13 protein-coding genes are annotated in these 19,918 nt (G+C 74.0%); 9 read left to right on the top strand and 4 right to left on the bottom strand.

The annotated features are described in order from the left end of the window. Window positions 1-35 precede the first annotated feature (35 nt). On the bottom strand, window positions 36-374 hold the full coding sequence (locus EIZ62_RS31405; protein WP_244376066.1) for a hypothetical protein: 339 nt from the start codon (window positions 372-374) through the stop codon (window positions 36-38). Continuing rightward, window positions 368-568 carry a hypothetical protein gene (locus EIZ62_RS31400; RefSeq protein ID WP_156696045.1) on the bottom strand — a complete coding sequence of 67 codons (201 nt, stop codon included), beginning with the start codon at window positions 566-568 and terminating at the stop codon, window positions 368-370. The genes EIZ62_RS31405 and EIZ62_RS31400 overlap by 7 nt, the downstream gene beginning before the upstream one ends. Window positions 569-1,936: 1,368 nt before the next feature. On the opposite strand from EIZ62_RS31400, the gene EIZ62_RS31395 reads away from it, so the two are divergent. Next, window positions 1,937-2,398, top strand: coding sequence for a VOC family protein (locus EIZ62_RS31395; RefSeq protein WP_244376064.1), 462 nt, complete (start codon window positions 1,937-1,939; stop codon window positions 2,396-2,398). Window positions 2,399-2,505: 107 nt separating this feature from the next. Here the strand turns inward: EIZ62_RS31395 and EIZ62_RS31390 are convergent, their stop codons facing one another. Further along, window positions 2,506-3,249, bottom strand: a complete 744-nt coding sequence (locus EIZ62_RS31390; RefSeq protein WP_156696044.1) for a siderophore-interacting protein — start codon at window positions 3,247-3,249, stop codon at window positions 2,506-2,508. Window positions 3,250-3,444: 195 nt separating this feature from the next. Between EIZ62_RS31390 and EIZ62_RS31385 the strand changes: the two genes are divergently transcribed. Continuing rightward, on the top strand, window positions 3,445-4,104 hold the full coding sequence (locus EIZ62_RS31385; protein WP_156696043.1) for a GNAT family N-acetyltransferase: 660 nt from the start codon (window positions 3,445-3,447) through the stop codon (window positions 4,102-4,104). Between the two features lie 111 nt (window positions 4,105-4,215). Here EIZ62_RS31385 and EIZ62_RS31380 read toward each other — a convergent pair whose 3' ends face one another. Next, window positions 4,216-5,424: an erythromycin esterase family protein gene (locus EIZ62_RS31380; protein WP_156696042.1), complete on the bottom strand. Its 1,209-nt coding sequence runs from the start codon at window positions 5,422-5,424 to the stop codon at window positions 4,216-4,218. Window positions 5,425-5,549: 125 nt separating this feature from the next. Between EIZ62_RS31380 and EIZ62_RS31375 the strand changes: the two genes are divergently transcribed. The 7 genes from EIZ62_RS31375 to EIZ62_RS31345 all read left to right on the top strand — a co-directional run bounded on the left by EIZ62_RS31375 (window position 5,550) and on the right by EIZ62_RS31345 (window position 19,775). Further along, window positions 5,550-6,272 (top strand): TioE family transcriptional regulator, encoded by a 723-nt coding sequence (locus tag EIZ62_RS31375; RefSeq protein ID WP_156696041.1) that lies wholly within the window; start codon window positions 5,550-5,552, stop codon window positions 6,270-6,272. Between the two features lie 344 nt (window positions 6,273-6,616). Beyond that, on the top strand, window positions 6,617-7,963 hold the full coding sequence (locus EIZ62_RS31370) for an MFS transporter (protein WP_156696040.1): 1,347 nt from the start codon (window positions 6,617-6,619) through the stop codon (window positions 7,961-7,963). 64 nt (window positions 7,964-8,027) lie between these two features. Continuing rightward, window positions 8,028-9,371, top strand: coding sequence for a condensation domain-containing protein (locus EIZ62_RS31365; protein ID WP_156696039.1), 1,344 nt, complete (start codon window positions 8,028-8,030; stop codon window positions 9,369-9,371). A 167-nt stretch (window positions 9,372-9,538) separates the two neighbouring features. Continuing rightward, window positions 9,539-12,823, top strand: a complete 3,285-nt coding sequence (locus tag EIZ62_RS31360; protein WP_156696038.1) for a non-ribosomal peptide synthetase — start codon at window positions 9,539-9,541, stop codon at window positions 12,821-12,823. Beyond that, window positions 12,823-14,841, top strand: a complete 2,019-nt coding sequence (locus EIZ62_RS31355) for a non-ribosomal peptide synthetase (RefSeq protein ID WP_156696037.1) — start codon at window positions 12,823-12,825, stop codon at window positions 14,839-14,841. Before EIZ62_RS31360 ends, EIZ62_RS31355 begins: the two co-directional genes overlap by 1 nt. A 1-nt stretch (window position 14,842) precedes the next feature. Next, a complete protein-coding gene (locus tag EIZ62_RS31350; RefSeq protein WP_156696036.1) occupies window positions 14,843-16,705 on the top strand; it encodes a non-ribosomal peptide synthetase in 1,863 nt (620 codons plus the stop codon). Then, window positions 16,695-19,775 (top strand): condensation domain-containing protein, encoded by a 3,081-nt coding sequence (locus EIZ62_RS31345; protein ID WP_156696035.1) that lies wholly within the window; start codon window positions 16,695-16,697, stop codon window positions 19,773-19,775. Before EIZ62_RS31350 ends, EIZ62_RS31345 begins: the two co-directional genes overlap by 11 nt. Window positions 19,776-19,918: the final 143 nt, after the last annotated feature.

Raw genomic sequence — 19,918 nt, 5'->3', positions numbered from 1 at the left:
TCCAGGTTCCCCTCGTACGTGCCATCGTCAGCCGCCTAACCTGCGATGCCGTTGAGGGTGGCGATCAGCGAACCCGACAGCAAGATCGCTGCGATGCCGCCGCCCATCCATTTGAACGGCTCACTGCCGCCGCCGTTACGCGACTTGTCGCTGACCGCCAGCTTGTACACGCCGAACGCTGTACCGCCGACCCGGGCCAGAATTAGCAACCACAGGCCGTATCCGACCGCGACAGGGCCGTCCGTATTAGGGATCTTGGTAAGGGTGGCGGGCGGAATGAGTCCACCGCCTTCCTCCTTCGGCGCGGGGTCTTCGAGCGCCCCCGGGGGTCCGGCGAGCGTGTAGAGCTGGGTGGGCATGCTCATCGTCAGCATCCTTCCATCGTGCGCCGCAGCTTGTCGGCCGCAGTCTGAACGTCGCTGTGCTGAAGCGCCTCGTCCGGGCCCTTCACGGCCCACGACGTCGGCAGGTACGGCACCCCCGCGATCCCCGCCAGGCGTGCCTCGAGGGCGCGCACGAGATAGCGCGCGTCGGCCACCGACCGGGTGGGAGCGTCGGCGGCAACCACCAGCCAGGGCTGAGCTACGGGCCCAGCGCAGCAGCATCTGCTCCACGCACGTCGCCCCGTACACCATGGTGTCCGCCAGCAGCACCGGCTGAGCGCCGTACGGGATCGGCTCGCTCGGGAGCCAGCACACGGCCCCCTGCCGGCGTCACCGTCGAGCATCCGCGCAACCGTCGGCACTGCAATGCCGTACCCGTGCACAGGGAGCAGCGCGTAACGCGGTCCCACCATCGCGCCGCCACCCAGGGCTGAGGTCACCGACTGGGTGATCACGCCACAACTCTCCCTAAAGTCTTGATTTCAACTACGGGCACCGGCCCGCAAGAAGATAGAGATTAGCGCGTGCCAATGACAGACCTACTCCACACTGTCCGCACCGGCATGCGAAGCGAGCTCCACACGCGGCGGTCACCGCACCGCCTCACTGGCCGGGCATATCTACCGACCGGCACGAAGCCCTTTCGGCACGCCAGAAACATTCCGGCGGACCGGTTTTTCTTCCCGCTCCCGTGGCAGTAAGAGCCATGGCACCGGAAACACCCTCCAATTCGACAAGCCGAAACACCCGCCATGCATACGGACAGCCCTGCTGGGGCGCGAACGCAATGGACGCAGGCGAACCGTAGAGGGCGGATAACCCGTCGCCATATCCGCTGCAATACTCATCCCTCGCAGACCCGAAGGTGGCATCATGCCGAGTTCCGCCCGGATCCCGCATGCACGACCTGTTCATGCGCAGCCCGCGGAGCAACGACAACGCCAACTGCTGGCACCTAAACCGATTTTGTCGGTAATCCCGCGCGGCGGGTTTCGCTGCACGGACTCATGACCCCACAAAAGGAGCCCATACCGGGGGACGGACGTGAAGGTACTCATACGAGGCGCCGCCGCGCTTCTGGCGATCGTCGTCATGCTAGTCCTCGGCCGGCTGTCGCTCGTCACGATCGCCGTCGACGCCACCGAAACGCCGAGAGCGAGTGCTAAAACATGTCGGCGCCCAGGGTCCCGCCCAGTTCTTGCACCTGGTCCACCTGGGGCCGGGACGCCAACGGCAAGGCCTCAACCCTGGGACATCGCAGACGCCGTCATGGCGCAGGGCCGCATGATGTGCTCCCTGCTCCAGCAGGCCTCCGACTCCGGATACGGCGGCGACGTACGGGCGCTGTCGCTCGCCGCCTACAACGCCGGATGGTGGCGGGTACAGCAGTACCACGGCGTACCACCGAAGACCTTCACCGGCGCGAGACCTACAACTATGCGCAGACCATCCCCCGCAACTCCCCAGCCTAGCGCGGTCAGGATCTGGCCGAGGGGAATTCCGCGGCGACAGATGGCACCTGACCGATACTGGCTGCACCTGCCAGACCGCACATGTCCGACACCGGCATGGGCACCAACCCGGGTACGAGCAGGGAGAGCAGACAGAGTGGGCTGAGCCGGGCGCGCAGCGCGACCCGCCTCCCGGCCCAGGACCTCGACCGCGCGCGGCGCTTCTACGCGGAGAAGCTCGGCCTGGAGCCCGTCGACGAGCGGCCCGGCGGGCTGCTGTACCGGTGCGGCGGCACCGAGTTCGCCGTGTTCCGGTCGACGGGAGTCTCTCCGGGCACCTTCACCCAGATGGGCTGGGAGGTCGACGACCTGGAGAGCGTCATGTCGGAGCTGGCACAACGCGGTGTGGTGTTCGAGGAGGTCGACGCGCCGGGGTTCCGCACGAGCGGCGGGATCTCCGAGATCGAGGGGAACTACCCGAGCAAGGGCGCACGGGGCGAGCGGGGCGTGTGGTTCCGTGACAGCGAGGGCAACCTGCTGGGCATCGGCGAACTCGTCGTCTGACGGCCGGCCCGCCCGGCCGGCCCGCCCGGGTGGGGGCCAGGTGCGTGGGTCGGCGGGCGGGGCGCCGTGGCCGTGGCGTACGGGCGCCCCTGTCCGGCCGGCGGACCTCAGGCCGCGGTGGGCCGCCAGTAGCCGAGGCCGTTCACCCGCTGCTTGGGCAGGCGGAGGTCCTTGCGCAGGTATCCGGTGAGGGTGCGGGTGGTCGCCGTGTCGCAGGCCAGCCACACGTAGGCCGACTCGGGGTCGGCGACCAGCGCGGGCAGCTCGGCGCGGATGCGTTCGACCAGGGCGGCGCCGTCGCCGGAGCGGGGGACGAGCCGCAGGTCGTGCCGGTCGGGGTCGAGCCGTACGGGCAGGTCCGCGTCCGCCTCGTGGTGGGTTTCGAACCAGATGGTGGCCGGTGTCTGCCGGTAGGCGTCGAGGAGGGAGTTGATGGCCGGCAGCGAGGCGGGGTCGCCGATCATCAGCAGGCGCTCGGGGGCGGGCTCGGGGGCGGCGAAACCGGTCCCCTGCACGGTGGCTTCGAGAGTGTCGCCCACGGTGGCGTTGCGTGCCCAGTCGCTGGCCACACCCTCGTGCAGGGCGAACTCCAGGGCGAAGGTGCCCGCCGCCGGGTCGGGGTCGACCAGGGTGTAGGCGCGCTGGTGGGGCTTGCCGTTGTCGGAGAACCACAGGCGGACCCACATGGTGGGGTGCGCCGAGTCCCCGGCCGCCGCGAGCAGTCCCCCGTCGGTGAACTCGATCCGGCGGTAGTGCGGTGTGACCTGCTCCGCCCCCGTGACCGTGAACGTGAAATCCTTGCCCCGCAGCAGCTTGAGGACCACGCCCTCCCAGCCCTTGCCGACGGCCATGCCCACCCCTTCCCTTGCACCAATGGTTAGGCGAGCCTAACCTACGCCTGGTGCGGGGGCGGTGTGAGCCCGACCGCATGCCCGAGCCGCCGGTGGCGCCGGGCGCCACCGCGAACGGCTCTCCACCCTGCCCCGAGGCGAACCCGCCCGGGCCGCCCCCGCCCGACCCCTCTTCACGAAAGAACGGAAAACCGCATGAGACCCGAGTCCACTGCCCTCGTTTCCGCGCGCCCGGACGTGTACTCCGAGACCGTCGAAGGCCTCGGCACCTTCCGCTTCACCCCCGTCGACCCCGCGGCGGACTCCGCCGTGCTGCACACATGGGTCGTCGAGGAGCGCGCACAGTTCTGGGGCATGAACGGCGCGAGCCGTGAACTGGTCCAGGAGATCTACGAGGACGTGGACCGCCGCGACACCCATCACGCCTTCCTGGTGCGGCTGGACGGTGAGCCGGTGGCCCTGTTCCAGACGTACCAGCCCGCCGAGGACCGCGTCAGCCTGTGCTACGAGGTGCGGGAGGGGGACATCGGCGTCCACCTGATGCTCGCCCCGATCACCGGCCGCCCCCGCCCGGGCTTCAGCCGTATCCTGGCCGGGGCGCTCACCCGCTTCGCCTTCCGCGACCCGGCGGTCCTGCGGGCGGTGGCCGAGCCCGACGCCCGCAACGACAAGGCACTCGCCCTGCTGAGCCGGCTCGGGTTCGTCCGGCACGCGGAGATCACCCTGCCGGAGATCGACCTGCCCGAGGTGTACCTCCCCGAGAAGCGTGCCGTGCTCGCCTTCCTGGACCGTCCCGAGGTCCTGCCGTCCGTCGAGGACCTTGCCCTGCTCGCCCGGACCGCCGTTTCGCCCTGAGGTGCCTCAGCGGCGCGGTGACCGGCCCGGCCCGGGGGGCGGGCCGGTCGCTCGTGCCGCGTACATGTCCCGCTCTGACGGCCCCGCTCAGACGTCCGCTCAGACGTCCGCTCAGATCTCCTTGACGAAGACGACGGCGTCGTTCTGTTCGACGGCCGACGGGTCGAGGGAGAAGTAGGTGTGGTCGGCCGGCACCCTGGGCGCCGGCTTCCCTTCGACGAGGGTGGCGAGCCGGCCGGGGTCGATGACGGCCCGGTCGTGGGGCAGGGTCGAGAAGATGCCCTCGAGGGTGTCCGCAGGGGGTACGTCCGCACCGCGGGAACCGAACGTCGTGGCGGCGAAGGCGTACTGGTCGCCGAGACGGGTGCCGACGACGGCGCCCGCGCTCCACCACCGGGCCGAGCGGCCACCGAGCCGCAGGTCGCTCTCGTCGCGCTGCAGGTGACGGTTGTGGCCGAAGGCGAGGGTGGGACCGCGGCGGGCCTCGCGCCGCACGATGGCGTCGAGGTTGTCGGCCATCATCGCGCCGCGCAGGGTCACGAGCGTGTCGAAGCGGGTGGGGCCGGTGCCGGCCATGGCCGCGTGGTAGCGGAGGAGCCCGGTAGCGGTACGGGCCTGCAGTTCGGCCCGCCAGAAGTCGTCGGCCGAGGTGACGGCCGTCAGGTGCGGGGCGTGCGCGGCGAGCAGCACGCCCAGGTCGTCGGCGATCAGGCGCAGTTCCCGGGCCTCGCGGGTGCGGCCGACGGACCGCGCGGGGTCCATCATCGCGGCCTCGTCGGTCCAGCGGTCGTCGGACCCGAGCAACGCGTCCAGGGCGTCGTTGGTCGCATCATCGTTGAGGGCCGCGTCGAGGTCGGGCGCGAGGTGCGGTGCGAGGTAGCCGCGCAGGGCGAGCAGGGCCTGGCGGGGGGCGGCCGCACCGGTGATCTCCAGGGGGCCGTCGAACCCGTAGAAGCGGAGCCGTTCGCTCGGAGGGCATGGTGCGTTGTGGGCGCGCATCCAGCGCACGAGTTCGCGGTTGGCGGGTGAGGCGCCGAAGCCGTGGCTGAACCCACGGGCCATCACGTCGTCGAGGGTGCCGATGCCGTCGGTGACGTACGCGTCGACGAGCAGGGCCGAGAGGCAGTCGCTCTCGATGGCGATCGACCGGTACCCCTCCTCCTCGACGAGGTGGCGGAAGAGCTCGTTGCGCAGTTCCGGAAAGGCGTCGACGCCGTGGGTGGGTTCGCCGAGTCCGAGGAGACGGGTGGAGGGAGGGACGAGGGCGGTGAGGGCGGTGCCGGAGAAGGGACGCGCGGCGTCCTGGATCGTTGCCGTCATGACCTCAACCGTATCGTTGAAGCCTCGGTGTAAGGTTTGGCGTCTTCAGGACGACTTGTGTCGTCAAGTCGCATGCAAGCAACGCTAGTTGCTGTCTCAGGGAAGGAAGAACCTTCAAAGTGCGGATGCGACCCATCGACCTGGCGCGCGAGCACGGTCTGTCCACGCAGGCGGTGCGCAACTACGAGGACGCGGGGATCCTGCCGCCCGCGGAACGCTCACCGAGCGGCTACCGCCTCTACGCTCCGCGCCATGCGGCGGCGTTGCGGACGTTCCTCGCGCTGCTCCCCGGGCACGGGCACGCGACCGCCGGGGCGATCATGCGGGCGGTGAACGGTGACGCGACCGAGGAGGCCCTGCGGCTGATCGACGGGAGCCACACCCAACTGGCGGGTGACCGGCGCACGCTGGAGGAGGTGGAGCAGGCGCTGCGCGGCCTCGCGGCGCCGGGCGAGCCGGAGCGGGGCCGGGAGCCCGGTGTGACGTTCATCGGGCCGCTCGCGCGCCGGCTCGGCATCCGGCCGGCGACGTTGCGCACCTGGGAGCGGGCCGGACTGGTCACGCCCCGGCGCGACCCGCACACCGGGTACCGCTCGTACACCGCCGCCGACGTGCGTGACGTGCTCCTCGCCCATCAACTGCGTCGGGGCGGGACAGGGTTGCGGCAGATCGCGCGGGTCCTGGACCAGGTGCGGTCGGCGGGCGGGCCGGAGCCGCTTCAGGCGACGCTGCGGGAGTGGCGTGCACGGCTCACGGCGCGGGGCCTGGCGATGCTGACGGGCGCCGCCGCGCTCGACGCGTACCTGACGGTGACGGCGGCCGACACCGCGGGTACTGCGGAGGACTGAGGCAGGCGGGGCGGGCGGACGGGACGGGGTCCGGGGCGGGTTCGGGGCGGGGGCCGGGTGCCATAACGGTCGGAACGAGTGCCTCCGGCCAGGGGCCGCCGCGCATGACGGCTTTCGGCCAGAACACCGTGCGAACCGTTCGTACGCGTGGTCGACTGGTGTCACTCCGTGACCGGTACCGGAAACCCCTGCGCCCTCTGGGCGCACGACACCTGTGATTCATCCATCAACAAGCCGAGTCCGACGCAAATTTTCCCGGATGGACACCAATTCGCAGCAAGAAATGACCGAAAGCGCTCATCTCGTTTTGACTACTGAACGGCTGTTCAGTGAAGGTCCTTCACATGCCCGCCACAATCCGAACCGCCAAGAGCGGCCCCTTGCGCATGCGCGACTTCCGCATGCTGCTCGCCGGAGCCGCGGCCGGACAGCTCGGCGCCCACATCACCCTGGTCGCCCTGCCTCTCGTGGCAGTGCTCGAACTCGACGCCACCGCCTTCGAGGTGGGGCTGCTCACGGCCGCCGAGACCGCCGCGTTCCTGGTCATCGGGCTGCCCGCGGGGGCCTGGGTCGACCGGATGCGCAAGCTGCCGCTGATGGTCCGGGCGGACCTCGTACGGGCCGTGGCCATGGCGAGCGTCCCGGCAGCGGCTGTGGCCGGCGTCCTCACGATGGCACAGCTGTACGTGGTCGCCCTGGTGACCGGCGTCGCGACCGTCTTCTTCGACGTCGCCCACCAGAGCTTCCTGCCCCAACTGCTGCCCCGCGACCATCTCGTCAGGGGCAACGGGGCCCTGGAGACCGTACGCTCGTCCGCCCAGGTGACCGGTCCCGGCATCGGCGGTGGGCTGGTCCAGCTCCTCGGCGCCCATCTCGCCGTCGTCGCCGACGCGATCGGCTATCTCCTCTCCGCGCTCTTCCTGTGGGGCATCCGGCACCGTGAGCCCCGCCCGGTCCCCGTTCCCGGCTCGTCGCTGCGCGCGGACATCGGCGAGGGGCTGCGCTTCGTGCTGCGCCAGCCGCTGCTGCGGGTGATCGCCGTCGCCACCGGTCTCGGCAACTTCTTCACCGCGGTGCTGATGGCCACACAGACCGTGTACCTGGTCCGTGTCCTAGACCTGGCGCCCGGAACGGTCGGTCTCGTACTGTCCGCCGCCGCCGTCGGCGGACTGCTGGGGGCCGTGGGGGCGGGCGCGCTCGCCGCCCGAGTGGGCCAGGGCCGGATCATCTGGCTCTCCGTCCTGGTGACGGGGCCCTTCGCCCTGCTGTGGCCGCTGTCCGAACAGGTGGGCGGTGGGGCCCTGTTCGCGCTCGGCTCCGCGGTCGTCTTCTTCGGTGCCGTGGTCTACAACGTCGCCCAGGTGAGCTTCCGTCAGGGGCTCTGCCCGCCGAAGCTGCTCGGCCGGATGAACGCCACCCTGCGCTTCCTGATGTGGGGCACGCTCCCCCTCGGGGCGCTGGCCGGCGGGGCGCTCGCCGACGGATTCGGCGCCCGTACCGCGCTGCTGTGCTGCGCGGCCGGCTTCCTCACCGTACCGCTGCCGCTCGTGCTCTCGCCGCTGCGCCGGACGCGGGACCTGCCCACCGGCCCCGAGGACCCGCAGCCCGCCGCACCCGGCACGGACCCGCGGACCGGGACGGACCACCAGAGCGACACGGACCGACGGACCGAGTCCGCCCCGCTCGGCTGACCGGCCGTCACCGGCCGCCGCACGGCCGGCCCGTCCCGGGCCACCGCCCGACAGAGAGGATCACGTGCTCAGCATCACGACCCAGTACCTGGCTCGCTACCACGCACTCGACAGCGGTGCGGGCGCACCCGCGGTGCTGCCCGTCACCGGCGCGCAGCGCCGCTTCGTACTGGTGCGTTCGCTCGACCCCGCCGGCCGGCCGGACCTCGTTCCGATGTTCTTCGCCTTCCCGCGCGGCACGGTGGACCTCGAGCGGCTCGCCGCCGCGGCGACGCGCCTCGCGGCCCTGCACCCGGTGCTGCGGGCCCGACCCGCCGTGGTGCGCGGCACCCCCGTGCTCCGCGTCGAAGAGCCGGACGTACCCGTCGTACGGGTGCCCCGGGCGCCCGGCGAGGACGCCGCCACCGCGTTGCGCCGGGCCCTGGGCACATGGGACCGCGAAGGCCCGCCCCTGCGGCTGTTCCTCTCCGACGAGGAGACGGCACCCGATCACGAAGCCACCACCGACGCCGGTCGCGAGGTGCTCGCGATCGTCCTCGACCACACCGCGTGCGACGGCCGCTCACTCGCCCGGATCGTCACGGACCTCGGTGCCGCCTACGCCGACGGGCCGTACGCCGAGGCGCCGGGGCCCGCGGACGTCGCCGCCGAACTGGCCGCCTACCGTGAAGCCGTGCTCCTCCAGCTCGACGCCGAGGAACGCGCCGCCTCGCCCGAGGCGCTGGCCCACTGGGGCGACCGGCTCCGGGCGGTGCGCGACCAGTCCCCGGCCCCGCGGCCCGGTGCCCCCACGGCGGGTGGGCTGCCGAGCGGTTCGGCGTCGCTGGTGCTGCCCGCGACCGCCGGCGGGGTGCCCTTCCCCGAGCTGCTGGACGCCTGTCGCCCCGCCGCACGCGCCCTGTACGGCCCCGGGCACGTGGTACCGCTCGGCTACCCGTGGGGCGGCCGACCGCCCGGCGCGGAGCGGGTCCTCGGCTGCTTCCTCAACACCGTGGTCTTCCCGGCCGCGACCGGGGCCGCCCCGACCTGCCCCGAGGTGACGGCCGACGCCTGGTGGGACGACCTGGACCGGGCCGACGTACCCTTCGACGCCGTCGTGCACGCGGCCCGGGCGGCCGGCTCGGGCTGGTCCGGCCGCCTCGACGGGCTGCTGACCGTGGACGACGCCACCCAGCGGCCCCCGCTCCGGCTGGCCGGCGTGGAGGGCCGGGAGGTCCACATCGACGGAAGACCCGTGCGCGGCCCCTTCGCCGTCTCGGTGACACAGGGGCGCGCACTGCACCTGCGCATGGCGTGGGACCGCGCGGTGATCGCCGACGACGCCGCCCGCGAGGCCTTCGACGCGATGGCCGACGCGCTGACGGGCGCGGCCGCCACGGCGGCCCGGACGGCGCCCCCGTCCGACTGACCACCTCCGTACCGCGATCCACCGCCGTACACCGCGGTCCACCATTACCTACTTTTCCCTACTGCGATCAGGTCCGACCGCGCGATCCGCGGCGGCCCCGCACCGCCCGCCGGGCACGACCGTGCCCCGCACACCATCACCCGACCCGACAACCCCAGGGATCGCTCATGCTTCCGCTCTCCTCCTCGCAGGAGATCGTCTGGCTGCACGAACAGGTGCAACCGGGCAGCCGTGCCTACAACTTCACCGCCGCGCTCGACCTGTGGGGCCCGCTCGACACCGACGCGCTGCGCCTCGGCCTCGCCGCCACACTCGACCGGCACGCCGGCCTCCGCCTCGAACTGGTCGCCGTCACCGGCGCCGTGCCCGGCCAGCGGGTCGCCGAGCGCTGCGAGCCCCGGCTCCGTACCGTCGACCTGACCACGGCCACCGACCCCGAGGCGGCCTTCCAGGAGCTGTTGCGCACGGAGGCGGAGACCCCGCTCGACACCTACGAGGCGCCGCTGATCCGCTGGACGCTCGTCCGTCTGGGCGACGAGCACCACCGGCTCGTCCATGTCGAGCACCACCTGATCCACGACGGCCACTCGTTCGCGATCCTGCTCGACGACGTGTTCCGCGTCTACCGGGGCCACGTCCTGGGCGAGCCGGTCACCCTGCCGCCCGCGCCCTCCTACGCCGACCACGTCGAAGCACAGGAGCCGGGGAAGCGGGACGAACAGCGCGGCGCCGGACTGGACTTCTGGACCTCCGAGCTGAAGGGCCTGTCCTACGACATGCCGCTGCCGGGCCTCGCCCGGCCCGGCACCCGGCGCCGGCACCACGGTGGCCAGCTCCGTCAGTCGATCGGCGCGGACCTGGCCGAACGGCTGCGCGACCACACCCGCGCCCGCGGCCTGACCCCGTTCTCCACACTCCTCGGTCTCTTCGCCGAACTGCTCCGCCGCCACGGCCGCCGCTCGCAGCTGGTCGTCGGCACCGCGGTGGGCAACCGGCCGCGCGGGCACGAGCAGACGGTCGGCATGTTCGTGAACACCATCCCCCTCCCGCTGCGGCTGGAACCGGCCGCCCCGGCCGAGGACACGATGGACGAGGTGACCGACGTCCTCATCCGCGCGCTGCCGTACCAGGACGTGCCGGTGCAGGAACTGACCCGCGCGCTCGGCCTGCACACGTCGGGGGCCGACAACCCGCTGTTCGACGTGATGTTCAGCGCCCATGACGCCGAGCTGCCCGAGATCGACGTGCCTGGCCTGGACATCACCCTGTTCGAGGGCTTCAACACCGGCACCACCAGGTTCGACCTGGACGTCGTGCTGCTGCCCGACGACCGGCGCGGTGTCGGCGTCCGGCACGGTGCCGCCGGCATGACCCTGGTCTGGGACTACGACGCCGACATGTTCGGCGAGGACGTGGTCCGGCTGCTCGCGGGCCGGTTCCTGGACCTGCTGCGGGCCTACCTCGACACGCCGGGCGCCGCGCTGGCGGACCTCGCGCCCGCGGACCCGGGTGCATCGCCCGACGCGGGTGCATCGCTCGACGCGGGTGCATCGCAGGAACCGACCGCCCCGCCGGGCTCGGGTGCATCGTTCGACCCGAACGCTCCGTTCGACCCGCTCGCCGGTCATGACGCGTCGCTGCCCGCGCTGCTCACCGGTGCCCGGCGCCTCACCTACGGCGACCTCGACGCACGGGTCACCGCCCTCGCCGAGCGTCTGCGGGCGGCGGGAGTGACCGCCGGTCAGCCGGTGGCGGCGGTGCTGCCGCGCGGCGCCGACGCGGTCGTCACCCTGCTCGCCTGCCTCCGGACCGGGGCGGTCCACTGCCCGCTCTCCCCGTCGGACCCGCCCGCCCGGCTCGACCTGCTGCTGCGACGGCTCGCTCCCGCCCTGGTCCTCACCTCGGCCGAACACCCGGTGACCGTCCCCGAGGAGCTGCCGGCCGCCACGGTCGACGCGCCGGAACTGCCGCGGGCGCACGCCGCCGAGGTCGTCCCGGACACCGCGTACATCATCCACACCTCCGGCTCGACCGGCACGCCGAAGCCGGTCGCCGTGGGCCGCGCGGCGCTGGTGCACCACATGACGGGGATGGCCGACCGGTTCGGCCTGCGCCACGGCGACCGGGTCCTGCTGTTCGCCCAGCCGTCGTTCGACGTGTCCCTCGAGGAGGTGCTGCCGTCCCTGCACGCGGGGGCGTGCCTCGTCGTCCCCGAGCGCGAGGTCCCCACGGGAACCGAGCTGGCGGAGCTGCTGGCCGACGCCCGGGTCACCGTGGCCAACCTCCCCACCAGTTACTTCCTCGCCACCCGGGAGGACCTGCGCCCCGCCCTGCGCGAGGGCCGCTGGTCGCCGCGACTGCTCGTGCTCGGCGGTGAGCGCATCCCGGCCGACGCGCTGCGCGCCTTCCTCGCGGACACCGACGCCACGGTGCTCAACGTCTACGGCGTCACCGAGGCGGCCATCAGCTCGACCGTCCACCGCATCGTGCCGGAGGCCCTGGCCGACGGGGCTGAGGTGCCGCTCGGGAGCGAGCTGCCCGGCGAGCGGGTCCACGTCCTGGACGAGCACCACCGGCCGCTGCCGGCCGGTGCCGTGGGTGAACTGGCGATCGCCGGTGCCGGGCTCGCCGAGGGGTACGTCGGCAACCCGGAGACCACGGCCGCCCGGTTCGTACGCCTCGACGCCCTCGGCGGCGAACGGGTCTACCTCACCGGTGACCTGGGCTACCGGGGCCTGGACGGACTGCTGTACTTCCTCGGCCGCCGCGACAACCAGGTCAAGCTGCGCGGCTACCGGATCGAGCTGGAGGAGATCGAGGCGACCGCCTCCGCGGTGCTCGGCGGACGGTCCTGTGCCGTGGTCCTGGACCGCGAGGCCGCCGGCGGGCCCCGGCTGGTCGGCTTCCTGGAAGGCCCGGACGAGCCCGGGGCGTGGGACGAGCGTGCGTTCCACACGGAGCTCGGGCGGCGCCTGCCGGCCGCCCTCGTCCCGGGTCGCTGGGTACGCCTCGACTCGGTGCCCGTGCTCGCCGGCGGCAAGCCGGACCGTACCGCCCTGCTGCGGAAGGCGACGGAACTCGGCGCGGCCCCGGCCGGGACGGCCGTCGGCGCGGAGAGCGCCCCCGGCGCCGCGGACACGGGCGAGGTGACGGCGGGACCGTCGGGCGACGCGGGCGGCCTGCCGGACGACCCGATGAGCGTGCTGCTGGCCGAGGGCTGGCGCACGGTGCTGGAGCACGACCGCTTCGGTGGAACGACCGACTTCTTCCAGGCCGGCGGACACTCGCTGCTCGCCGCGCAGTTGGCGGCATGGCTGGAGCCGCGGCTCGGGCACCGCCCGCCGATGCGGCTCTTCTTCCGCAACCCGGTGCTCGCCGACCAGGCCGGCGCGCTCGCCGCCACCGCCACCCCTGCCACTGCCACTGCCACCGCCACTTCGACGGAGTCGTGATGACCCAGCCGACAACCCTCTCTCCCGCCCGGCCGACGGACCCGCTGGAGACGCCCGGGCAGCCCGAGCGGACCGAGCTGCTGAGCATCGCTCACGGCGCCGAGCCCTCCGGTGGCGCAACGGCCGGCGTGCTCGCGCTGTTCGAGGAGCGGGTACGACTCGCCCCGCACGCTCCTGCCGTGATCGACGGTGCCCACACCTGGACGTACGGGCAGATCGACGCGGCCGCCGACGACGTCGCGACCGCCCTGCGCGACCGGGTCGGCACGGGTGACCTGGTCGGAGTGTGCCTGGACCGCTCCGCCGCGCTCGTCGTGGCGGCCGTGGCGATCGCCAGGCTCGGCGCGGTGTACCTGCCCCTGGGCCCGCGCCCCGGTGAACGACGCCTGGCCGCCGTCACCGAGGACCTGGACGTCGCCTGCCTGGTCGGTGACCCCGCTCTCCTCCCCGCCCGGCACCGGGAGGCCGAGCACATCGAGTTGGGTCTGCCGCGGGAAGGCGTCAACGCGACCGGCGCCGTGGTGGCGGCCCTCACCCCGGCGCGTACCGACAGCGGTCTGCGCGCACCCGGCGGGGCGTTCTACGCCGTGCTGACGTCCGGTTCCACGGGCAGGCCCAAGGCGCTCGCCGTGGCCGAGCCGGCCCTCGCCACGCTGCTCGACTGGTACCGCGCCGAGACCGGCCTCGCGCCGGGCGACCGGCAGTCCCTGCTCATCGGCGTCGCGTTCGACCCGCACCTGATGGAGTTGTGGGCCGGGCTGACGTCGGGGGCGGCCCTCGTCCCCGCGCCCGACGACGTCCGCTGGGACACCGCCCTGCTCACCGGCTGGTGGCGCGACAGCGCGATATCCGTGGCGGTCGCCGCCACCCCGATGGTCGAACCGCTCCTGGAGCAGCCCTGGCCGCGGAGCCTGACCGGCCTGCGCCACCTGATCGTCGGTGGCGACCGGATGCGCCGCCGTCCGGGCGCCGATGTGACCACGACGGTGCACAACGCCTACGGGCCCGCCGAGGCCACCGTCGTCACCACCGTTCACACCATGCGCGCCGCCGGCGCCGAGGCGGAAGGGTCCGGCGCCCCGCCGATCGGCACCCCCGTGCCGGGCGTGACCGTCGTGGTCACCGACGCCGAGGGCCGGCCCGTGGCACGCGGCGAGGAGGGCGAACTGCGCATCGGCGGCGATGGTCTCGCGATCGGGTACCTGGATCCCGCGCTGACCGCCCGGCGCTTCACCACCCGCGCGGACGCGACCACGAGCACGAGCACGGGCGCGACCACAGACACGGACGCGAGCACGGGCACGAACGCGGCCGCGCACGTGACCGGGTTCGAACTGGCGGGTACGGACCGGCTGTACCGCACCGGCGACCGCGTCCGGATGCGGGCGGACGGCGTGCTGGAGTTCCTCGGCCGCCTCGACGAGCAGGTCAAGGTCAGCGGGGTGCGGATCGAGCCCGCCGAGGTCGAGGCCGCGCTGGAGCAGGACCCGGCGGTACTGCACGCCGTCGTCACCGCTCCGCGCACCCCCGACGGCCGCACGCGCCTGGTGGCGTACGTACGGCTCGCCGCGGACCACGCCGCCACCTCCGGCGACGCGCTTCTGACGGCGGTACGGGCCTGGCTCCCCGAGCAGGCGGTGCCCTCGGCCGTACGGGTCGTCGACACGTTCCCGCTCGACGCCAACGGCAAGGTGGACCGGGCGGAGCTGACCCGGCAGGCGGCCGGCCCCGACCCGGAGGGCGCCCCGGCCTCCGGCGCGCCCGCCCCCTCCACCCCGGGCGAGCGCATCGTCCTCGACGCCGTACGCGACCTCCTCGGGCGGCCCGGGACGACGCTCGCCGACAACTTCACCGAGGCGGGCGGCACGTCGATCGTCGCCGCCCGGCTGCTGACCATCATCGAGCGGGAGAGCGGGGTGCGCCTGCGCGCGCCGCAGCTCCTGCGCCAGCCGGACCTGCGGGCCGTCGCCGCGCTCGTCGACAGCCGCAGGGAAGCCGCGCGAGAGGCCGGAGCCTGACATGACCACCCTGACCGCTGAGCACGTCCCGTCCTCCGCCTCCACCGGTCCGCGGCCCGACGCCGGGGCCGGACTGCCCGCCCTCGTGGCCTGGCACGCGGAGCGGACCCCCGAGGCCCTGGCCGTGGCCGACGGCGACACCACGCTCACCTACGGGCGGCTCGTCACCTGGGCCCGGGCCCTCGCGGCCCACCTGCACGAGCACGGTGTCCGCCCGGGTGACCGGGTGGCGCTGCTGATGCCGCGCTCGGCGCGCACCGTCGTCGCCCAGCTCGCCCTGTGGTGGGCCGGCGCCACCTGCGTACCGCTCGATCCGGCGCATCCGCGCCCCCGTTCCGAGTCGATGGCCGCCGACGCGGGCGTCACCCTGACCGTCGGTGACGGCAAGCTCCTCGAGACGGCGGCGTTCACGGGCCGGGTCCTCGCGCTCCCGGCGGAGGAGCCGATGTCGGCCCCGTCCCCGTCCGCGTCCCCGTGCGCGAGCGGCCCCGACGCGGCGGCGTTCATCATGTTCACCTCCGGTTCGACCGGGCGTCCCAAGGGCGTCCTCATACCGCACCGGGCGGTGGCGGAGCTGTTGTCCGCGCCGGACTACGTCACCCTCACACCCCGCGACCGGGTGCTCTTCCACTCCCCCATGACCTTCGACGCGTCGACGTTCGAGGTGTGGGGGGCCCTCGCCAACGGTGCCGCCGTGGTGGTGTGCACCGTCGAACGGCCTTCGCTGGAGGACCTGGCGCAGCACGTGGAGCGGCACGGCGCGACCGTCGCCTTCTTCACCACCGCCCTGTTCCACCAGCTCGCCGCCCGGCGCTCCCGGGTGTTCTCCGTGCTGCGGACGGTCGTGGTGGGCGGGGAGGCGCTGTCCGCCCAGCACGCCCGGCGGGTCCTGCGGGCGTTCCCGTGGCTGGAACTGGTCAACGGGTACGGGCCCACCGAGACGACCACGTTCGCCACCGCGCAGCGGGTCACCGACGCGGACTGCGACGGCCAGGTGCCGATCGGCCGGCCGGTCGCGGGCGCGACCGCGCACGTCCTGGACGACACCGGGGCGCCCGTCCCGGTGGGCGCGCGGGGCGAGTTGTGGATCGGCGGCAGCCGGGTGGCGTCCGGGTACACCGGCCGTCCCGCGCTGACCGCGGAGCGGTTCGTGGACCGCCCGGGGACGGGCCGGCTGTACCGCACCGGCGACCTCGTCTCCGTACGGCCCGACGGTGTCCTGGACTTCCACGGCAGGACCGACGACCAGGTGAAGGTGCGTGGTTTCCGCATCGAGCCCGGCGAGGTCGAGCACGTGCTGCGCGACCAGCCGGACGTGGACGACGCGGCGGTGGGCGTGCACCGGCCGACGCCGGACGAGGCCCGCCTCGTCGCCTTCGTGGTGGCGGCGCCCGGCCCCGTGCCCCGGCCCGGGGTGCTGCGCGACCGCCTCGCCGCGACGCTGCCCGCCCACCTCGTTCCCGACGAGGTGACGATCGTCGACCGGCTGCCGCTCACCTCGTCGGGGAAGGTCGACCGCCGCGGTCTCGCGGACCTCGCCGCCGGGAACGGGGCCGGTTCGCCGGTCGCCGTGCCGCAGACGCCCCTGACGCCGCTCCAGCAGGCGGTCGCCGAGGTGTGGAGCCGGGCGCTGGGCCGTGAGGTCACCCGGCCCGACGCCGACTTCCTGTCCCTGGGCGGGCACTCCCTGCTCGCCCTCGTCGTCACGGACGACCTGCGCGAGGAACTCGGTGTCGAGCTGGCGCTCGCCGACTTCTTCGCCGAGCCCACGGTGGCCGGCCAGGCCGCCCTGGTCGAGCGGGCCCTGCTCGCCGACCACGCCGATCTGCGCCCGAGCGCCGAGGAGGACCACGATGTCCGCTGACACCCCGACGGCCTCCGCCCTGGCGCTCCAGGAGGAACTGCTGCGGCGGGCGCGCCGCCGGGCAGGTGGCCGTTCCGCCGGGACACCCACCGAGGCGCCCGCCGCTACGCCGGCCGACGAGACGGAGGCCGACGAGACGGAGGCCGACGGGACGGACGCAGCGGGCGGGCGGGGCCCCGCGCCGCTGTCCCGGGCCCAGCGCCGGATGTGGCTGATGGACCGGCTCGGTCAGGGCGCGGCGTCCTACAACGTGCCCTTCGCCACCCGGCTGCGGGGCCCGCTGGACGTCGGCGCGCTGGGCACCGCGCTGACCGCGCTCGTACGGCGCCACGAGATCCTGCGCACCCGGTACGTGCAGCGCGACGGCGAGCCCTGCCAGGAAGTGCTGCCGGCGCCGGACGCGATCGGCGCACGTGTCGTCGAGGTGGCTCCCGACCGCGCCGCCGGCCTGCTGGCCGAGGAGGCACGCCGGCCGTTCGACCTGTCCGCCGGGCCCCTGCCGCGGCTGCTGGTGCTGCGGCACGGCGAGGAGGACCACACGGTTCTGCTGACCTTCCATCACATCGCGGTCGACGGCGCCTCCTTGGAGGTCATCGCCTCAGAACTCACACGGTTGTACGCGTCCGCGCGCGACGGTGGGGCCGCCGAGCCGCTCACACCACCGTTGCGTTACGCGGACTTCGCCCGCCGTGAGCACGAGGCCGCCGACCGGTTCGAGGAGGGGCTGCGCCACTGGGCCCGTCGCCTCGAAGGCGCGGTGCCGCCGCCGCTCCCCGGCCCCGCGCTCCCGCCCGCCGACGCGCACGCCCAACCCGCGCAGGCGGTGTCGGTGCCGCTCGCCACGGGCGTGCCGGACGCCCTGCGGGCACTCGGCGCGGCGCACCGGGCGACCCTGTTCGCGGTGGCGCTGGCCGCGGCGTTCGCCACCCTGCACCGCATGACCGGCGAGGACGACCTGCTCATCGGTGTGGCGGGAACGCACCGCAGGGGCACGGACATGCGCGAGCTGGTCGGCCTGTGCGTCAACACGCTGCCCGTACGCGTCGACACGTCCGGCGACCCGGCGTTCACCGTCCTCGTGGAACGGGTACGGGACGCGCTCCTGGAGGCCCAGCACCACCGCGATGTGCCGTTCGACCTCGTGGTGGAGCGCCTCGGCGCGGCCGCGCGGGACGCCGGCGGTACGGCGCTGGTGCGGGTGACGGCGGACGTCCTGGGGGAGCCGACGGCGCTGCGGCTGCCCGGCGCGGAGGGCACGTACGTGGACGTCGGTGTCGGCGAGGCCAAGTTCGACCTGTCGTTCGGCCTGCTCGACACGGCCGGTCCCGCCGCCCTCGTCCAGTTCAGCCGTACGGCGGTGGACGAGGCGGCTGGGCGCGCGCTCGCCGAGGGCTTCGCCGCGCTCCTCACCGCGGTGGCCGCCGACCCGGGATCGGTGTTGTCCCGGCTGCCGGCGGTGGCGGTGACGGCGGCGAGCCCCGAACCGGCGTCGGCCGGCACCGGTGGCGGTGTTGCCGACCGTGGCTCCAACGGCGGGAAACCGCACCCGGCGGAGGAACTGCTGCGGGCGCATCCGGGGGTCTCCGAGGCGGTCGCCGTCACCGCCCCGCACGCCTCGGGCGGCGGGCAGTTGCTGGCCTACGCGGTCCTGGCGGACGTCACCGGGCCCTCGCGCGCCGAACTGCGGTCGGCTCTGCGAAGGGCCCTGGCGCCGGAGTTGGTGCCCGTCACGGTGACCCTGCTGGACGCCGTGCCCCGTACCGCCCAGGGCGCGCCGGATCTGTCCCGGCTGCCGGGTCTGCCGTCCGCGACCGCGACCGCGGGGCCGGTCGCCGAGGCCGTGACCGAGGCGTTCGCCCGGGAGCTGGGGTGCCCGGCGCCGGGTCCGGACGACGACTTCTTCGTCCTCGGCGGGCACTCGCTGAGCGCGGTACGGCTCGCCGAGGCGCTGCGCGGGACCGTTAAGCTCCCGCTGACCGGCCTGGACATCCTCCAGGCCCGCACCCCGCGGGCGGTGGTCGCCCTGCTGGCGGGCCGGGAGGCGGAGCGCGCCGCCACGGCGACGTCCCGGGACACTGCCTGTACCGGGGGCGCGGCCCGGTCCAGGGGCGCGGCACGCCCGCGGGGCGCGCGCGAGGGGACGGTCCTGGTCACCGGCGGTACCGGAGGCGTGGGAGCGTTCGTCCTGCGGGAACTGGCCGCCCGCGGCCGCCCGGTGCTCGCGCTGGCCCGGCCGGAGTCCGCGCACCTGGTCGCCGGGGAGGGGGTGGACGTCGTCGAGGGTGACCTCGCCGACCTGGACGGGCTGCGCGCCGCCGTCGCGGAGGCCGACGCCGTCATTCACGCGGCGTGCACGTTCACCCGTCCCGAGGTGGACGTGGCGGCCATGGAGGCGATGGTCGACGCCTGGCGGCGTGGTCCGTTCGTCTTCGTCAGCAGCGTGGACGCCTACGGGCATCCCGCGGACGACGACGTGGCGGAGGAGTCGCCGTCACGGCGGCCGCTGAGCCCGTACGGCCAGGCCAAGCTGGACTGCGAGCGGTTGCTGCTGGGCGCGGCCGGTACGGCGGGCCGGGGCGGGGCCAGCGCCGTACGCTCGCCGCTGGTCTGGGGCGCGCACGACCGGCTGCGCGACCAGCTGCGCTGGGGGGCGACCGGGCTGCTGTACCAGGCCGTGCGGGAGGGCAGGCCCCTCCGCCTGCCGCGGCCGGGCGCGCACGGTCACGCCTGGTACGGGGCGCCGTGGGTGCACGCGGCGGCGCTGGCGCGTGCCGTGACCTCGTGCCTGGACGCGCCCGTGCACGGGGTGGCGAACGCGGTCGGCGGTCATGTGTCGTGGCACGACCTCACGGCACGCCTGGCCGAACTGCTGCACGCCGACGGCCGCGAGGGCTTGCCCGCGGGCGGGGAGGGCGCGGTCCCAGACATCCATGAGACGGACGAGGTCCACCCGGATCTCGACCATCACTGGCGGTACCGGGCCGACCGTCTGGCCCCGTCCCTGAGGGAGCGGCCGGGCGAGGACTGGCGCACCGTGCTGGCGGAGATGACCGGCCCCGCCGGCACCTGAGGGCGACGGAGGGGGCCTGCGCGGCAACGCCACCGGATACGCGGACCACTCCGCGCGTCCGGTGGCGTTCGGCTTGCCGGAGGATCACCCGGCCGGCGCAGTGTGCCGCCCGCCGGGCCGGGCAGGCGCACGGCGTCGGGCCG

Source organism: Streptomyces ficellus (genome assembly GCF_009739905.1).
In the GTDB taxonomy this organism is placed as follows: domain Bacteria; phylum Actinomycetota; class Actinomycetes; order Streptomycetales; family Streptomycetaceae; genus Streptomyces; species Streptomyces ficellus_A.
This window is presented reverse-complemented; position numbering and strand designations above follow the sequence as displayed.

Bases quoted from the DNA above. Each gene is read 5' to 3' on its own strand.
- EIZ62_RS31360 (WP_156696038.1), top strand. From the start codon at position 9,539: ATGCTTCCGCTCTCCTCCTCGCAGGAGATCGTCTGGCTGCACGAACAG.
- EIZ62_RS31345 (WP_156696035.1), top strand. From the start codon at position 16,695: ATGTCCGCTGACACCCCGACGGCCTCCGCCCTGGCGCTCCAGGAGGAA.
- EIZ62_RS31385 (WP_156696043.1), top strand. From the start codon at position 3,445: ATGAGACCCGAGTCCACTGCCCTCGTTTCCGCGCGCCCGGACGTGTAC.
- EIZ62_RS31395 (WP_244376064.1), top strand. From the start codon at position 1,937: ATGTCCGACACCGGCATGGGCACCAACCCGGGTACGAGCAGGGAGAGC.
- EIZ62_RS31355 (WP_156696037.1), top strand. From the start codon at position 12,823: ATGACCCAGCCGACAACCCTCTCTCCCGCCCGGCCGACGGACCCGCTG.
- EIZ62_RS31405 (WP_244376066.1), bottom strand. From the start codon at position 374: ATGCTGACGATGAGCATGCCCACCCAGCTCTACACGCTCGCCGGACCC.
- EIZ62_RS31370 (WP_156696040.1), top strand. From the start codon at position 6,617: ATGCCCGCCACAATCCGAACCGCCAAGAGCGGCCCCTTGCGCATGCGC.
- EIZ62_RS31375 (WP_156696041.1), top strand. From the start codon at position 5,550: ATGCGACCCATCGACCTGGCGCGCGAGCACGGTCTGTCCACGCAGGCG.
- EIZ62_RS31380 (WP_156696042.1), bottom strand. From the start codon at position 5,424: ATGACGGCAACGATCCAGGACGCCGCGCGTCCCTTCTCCGGCACCGCC.
- EIZ62_RS31390 (WP_156696044.1), bottom strand. From the start codon at position 3,249: ATGGCCGTCGGCAAGGGCTGGGAGGGCGTGGTCCTCAAGCTGCTGCGG.
- EIZ62_RS31350 (WP_156696036.1), top strand. From the start codon at position 14,843: ATGACCACCCTGACCGCTGAGCACGTCCCGTCCTCCGCCTCCACCGGT.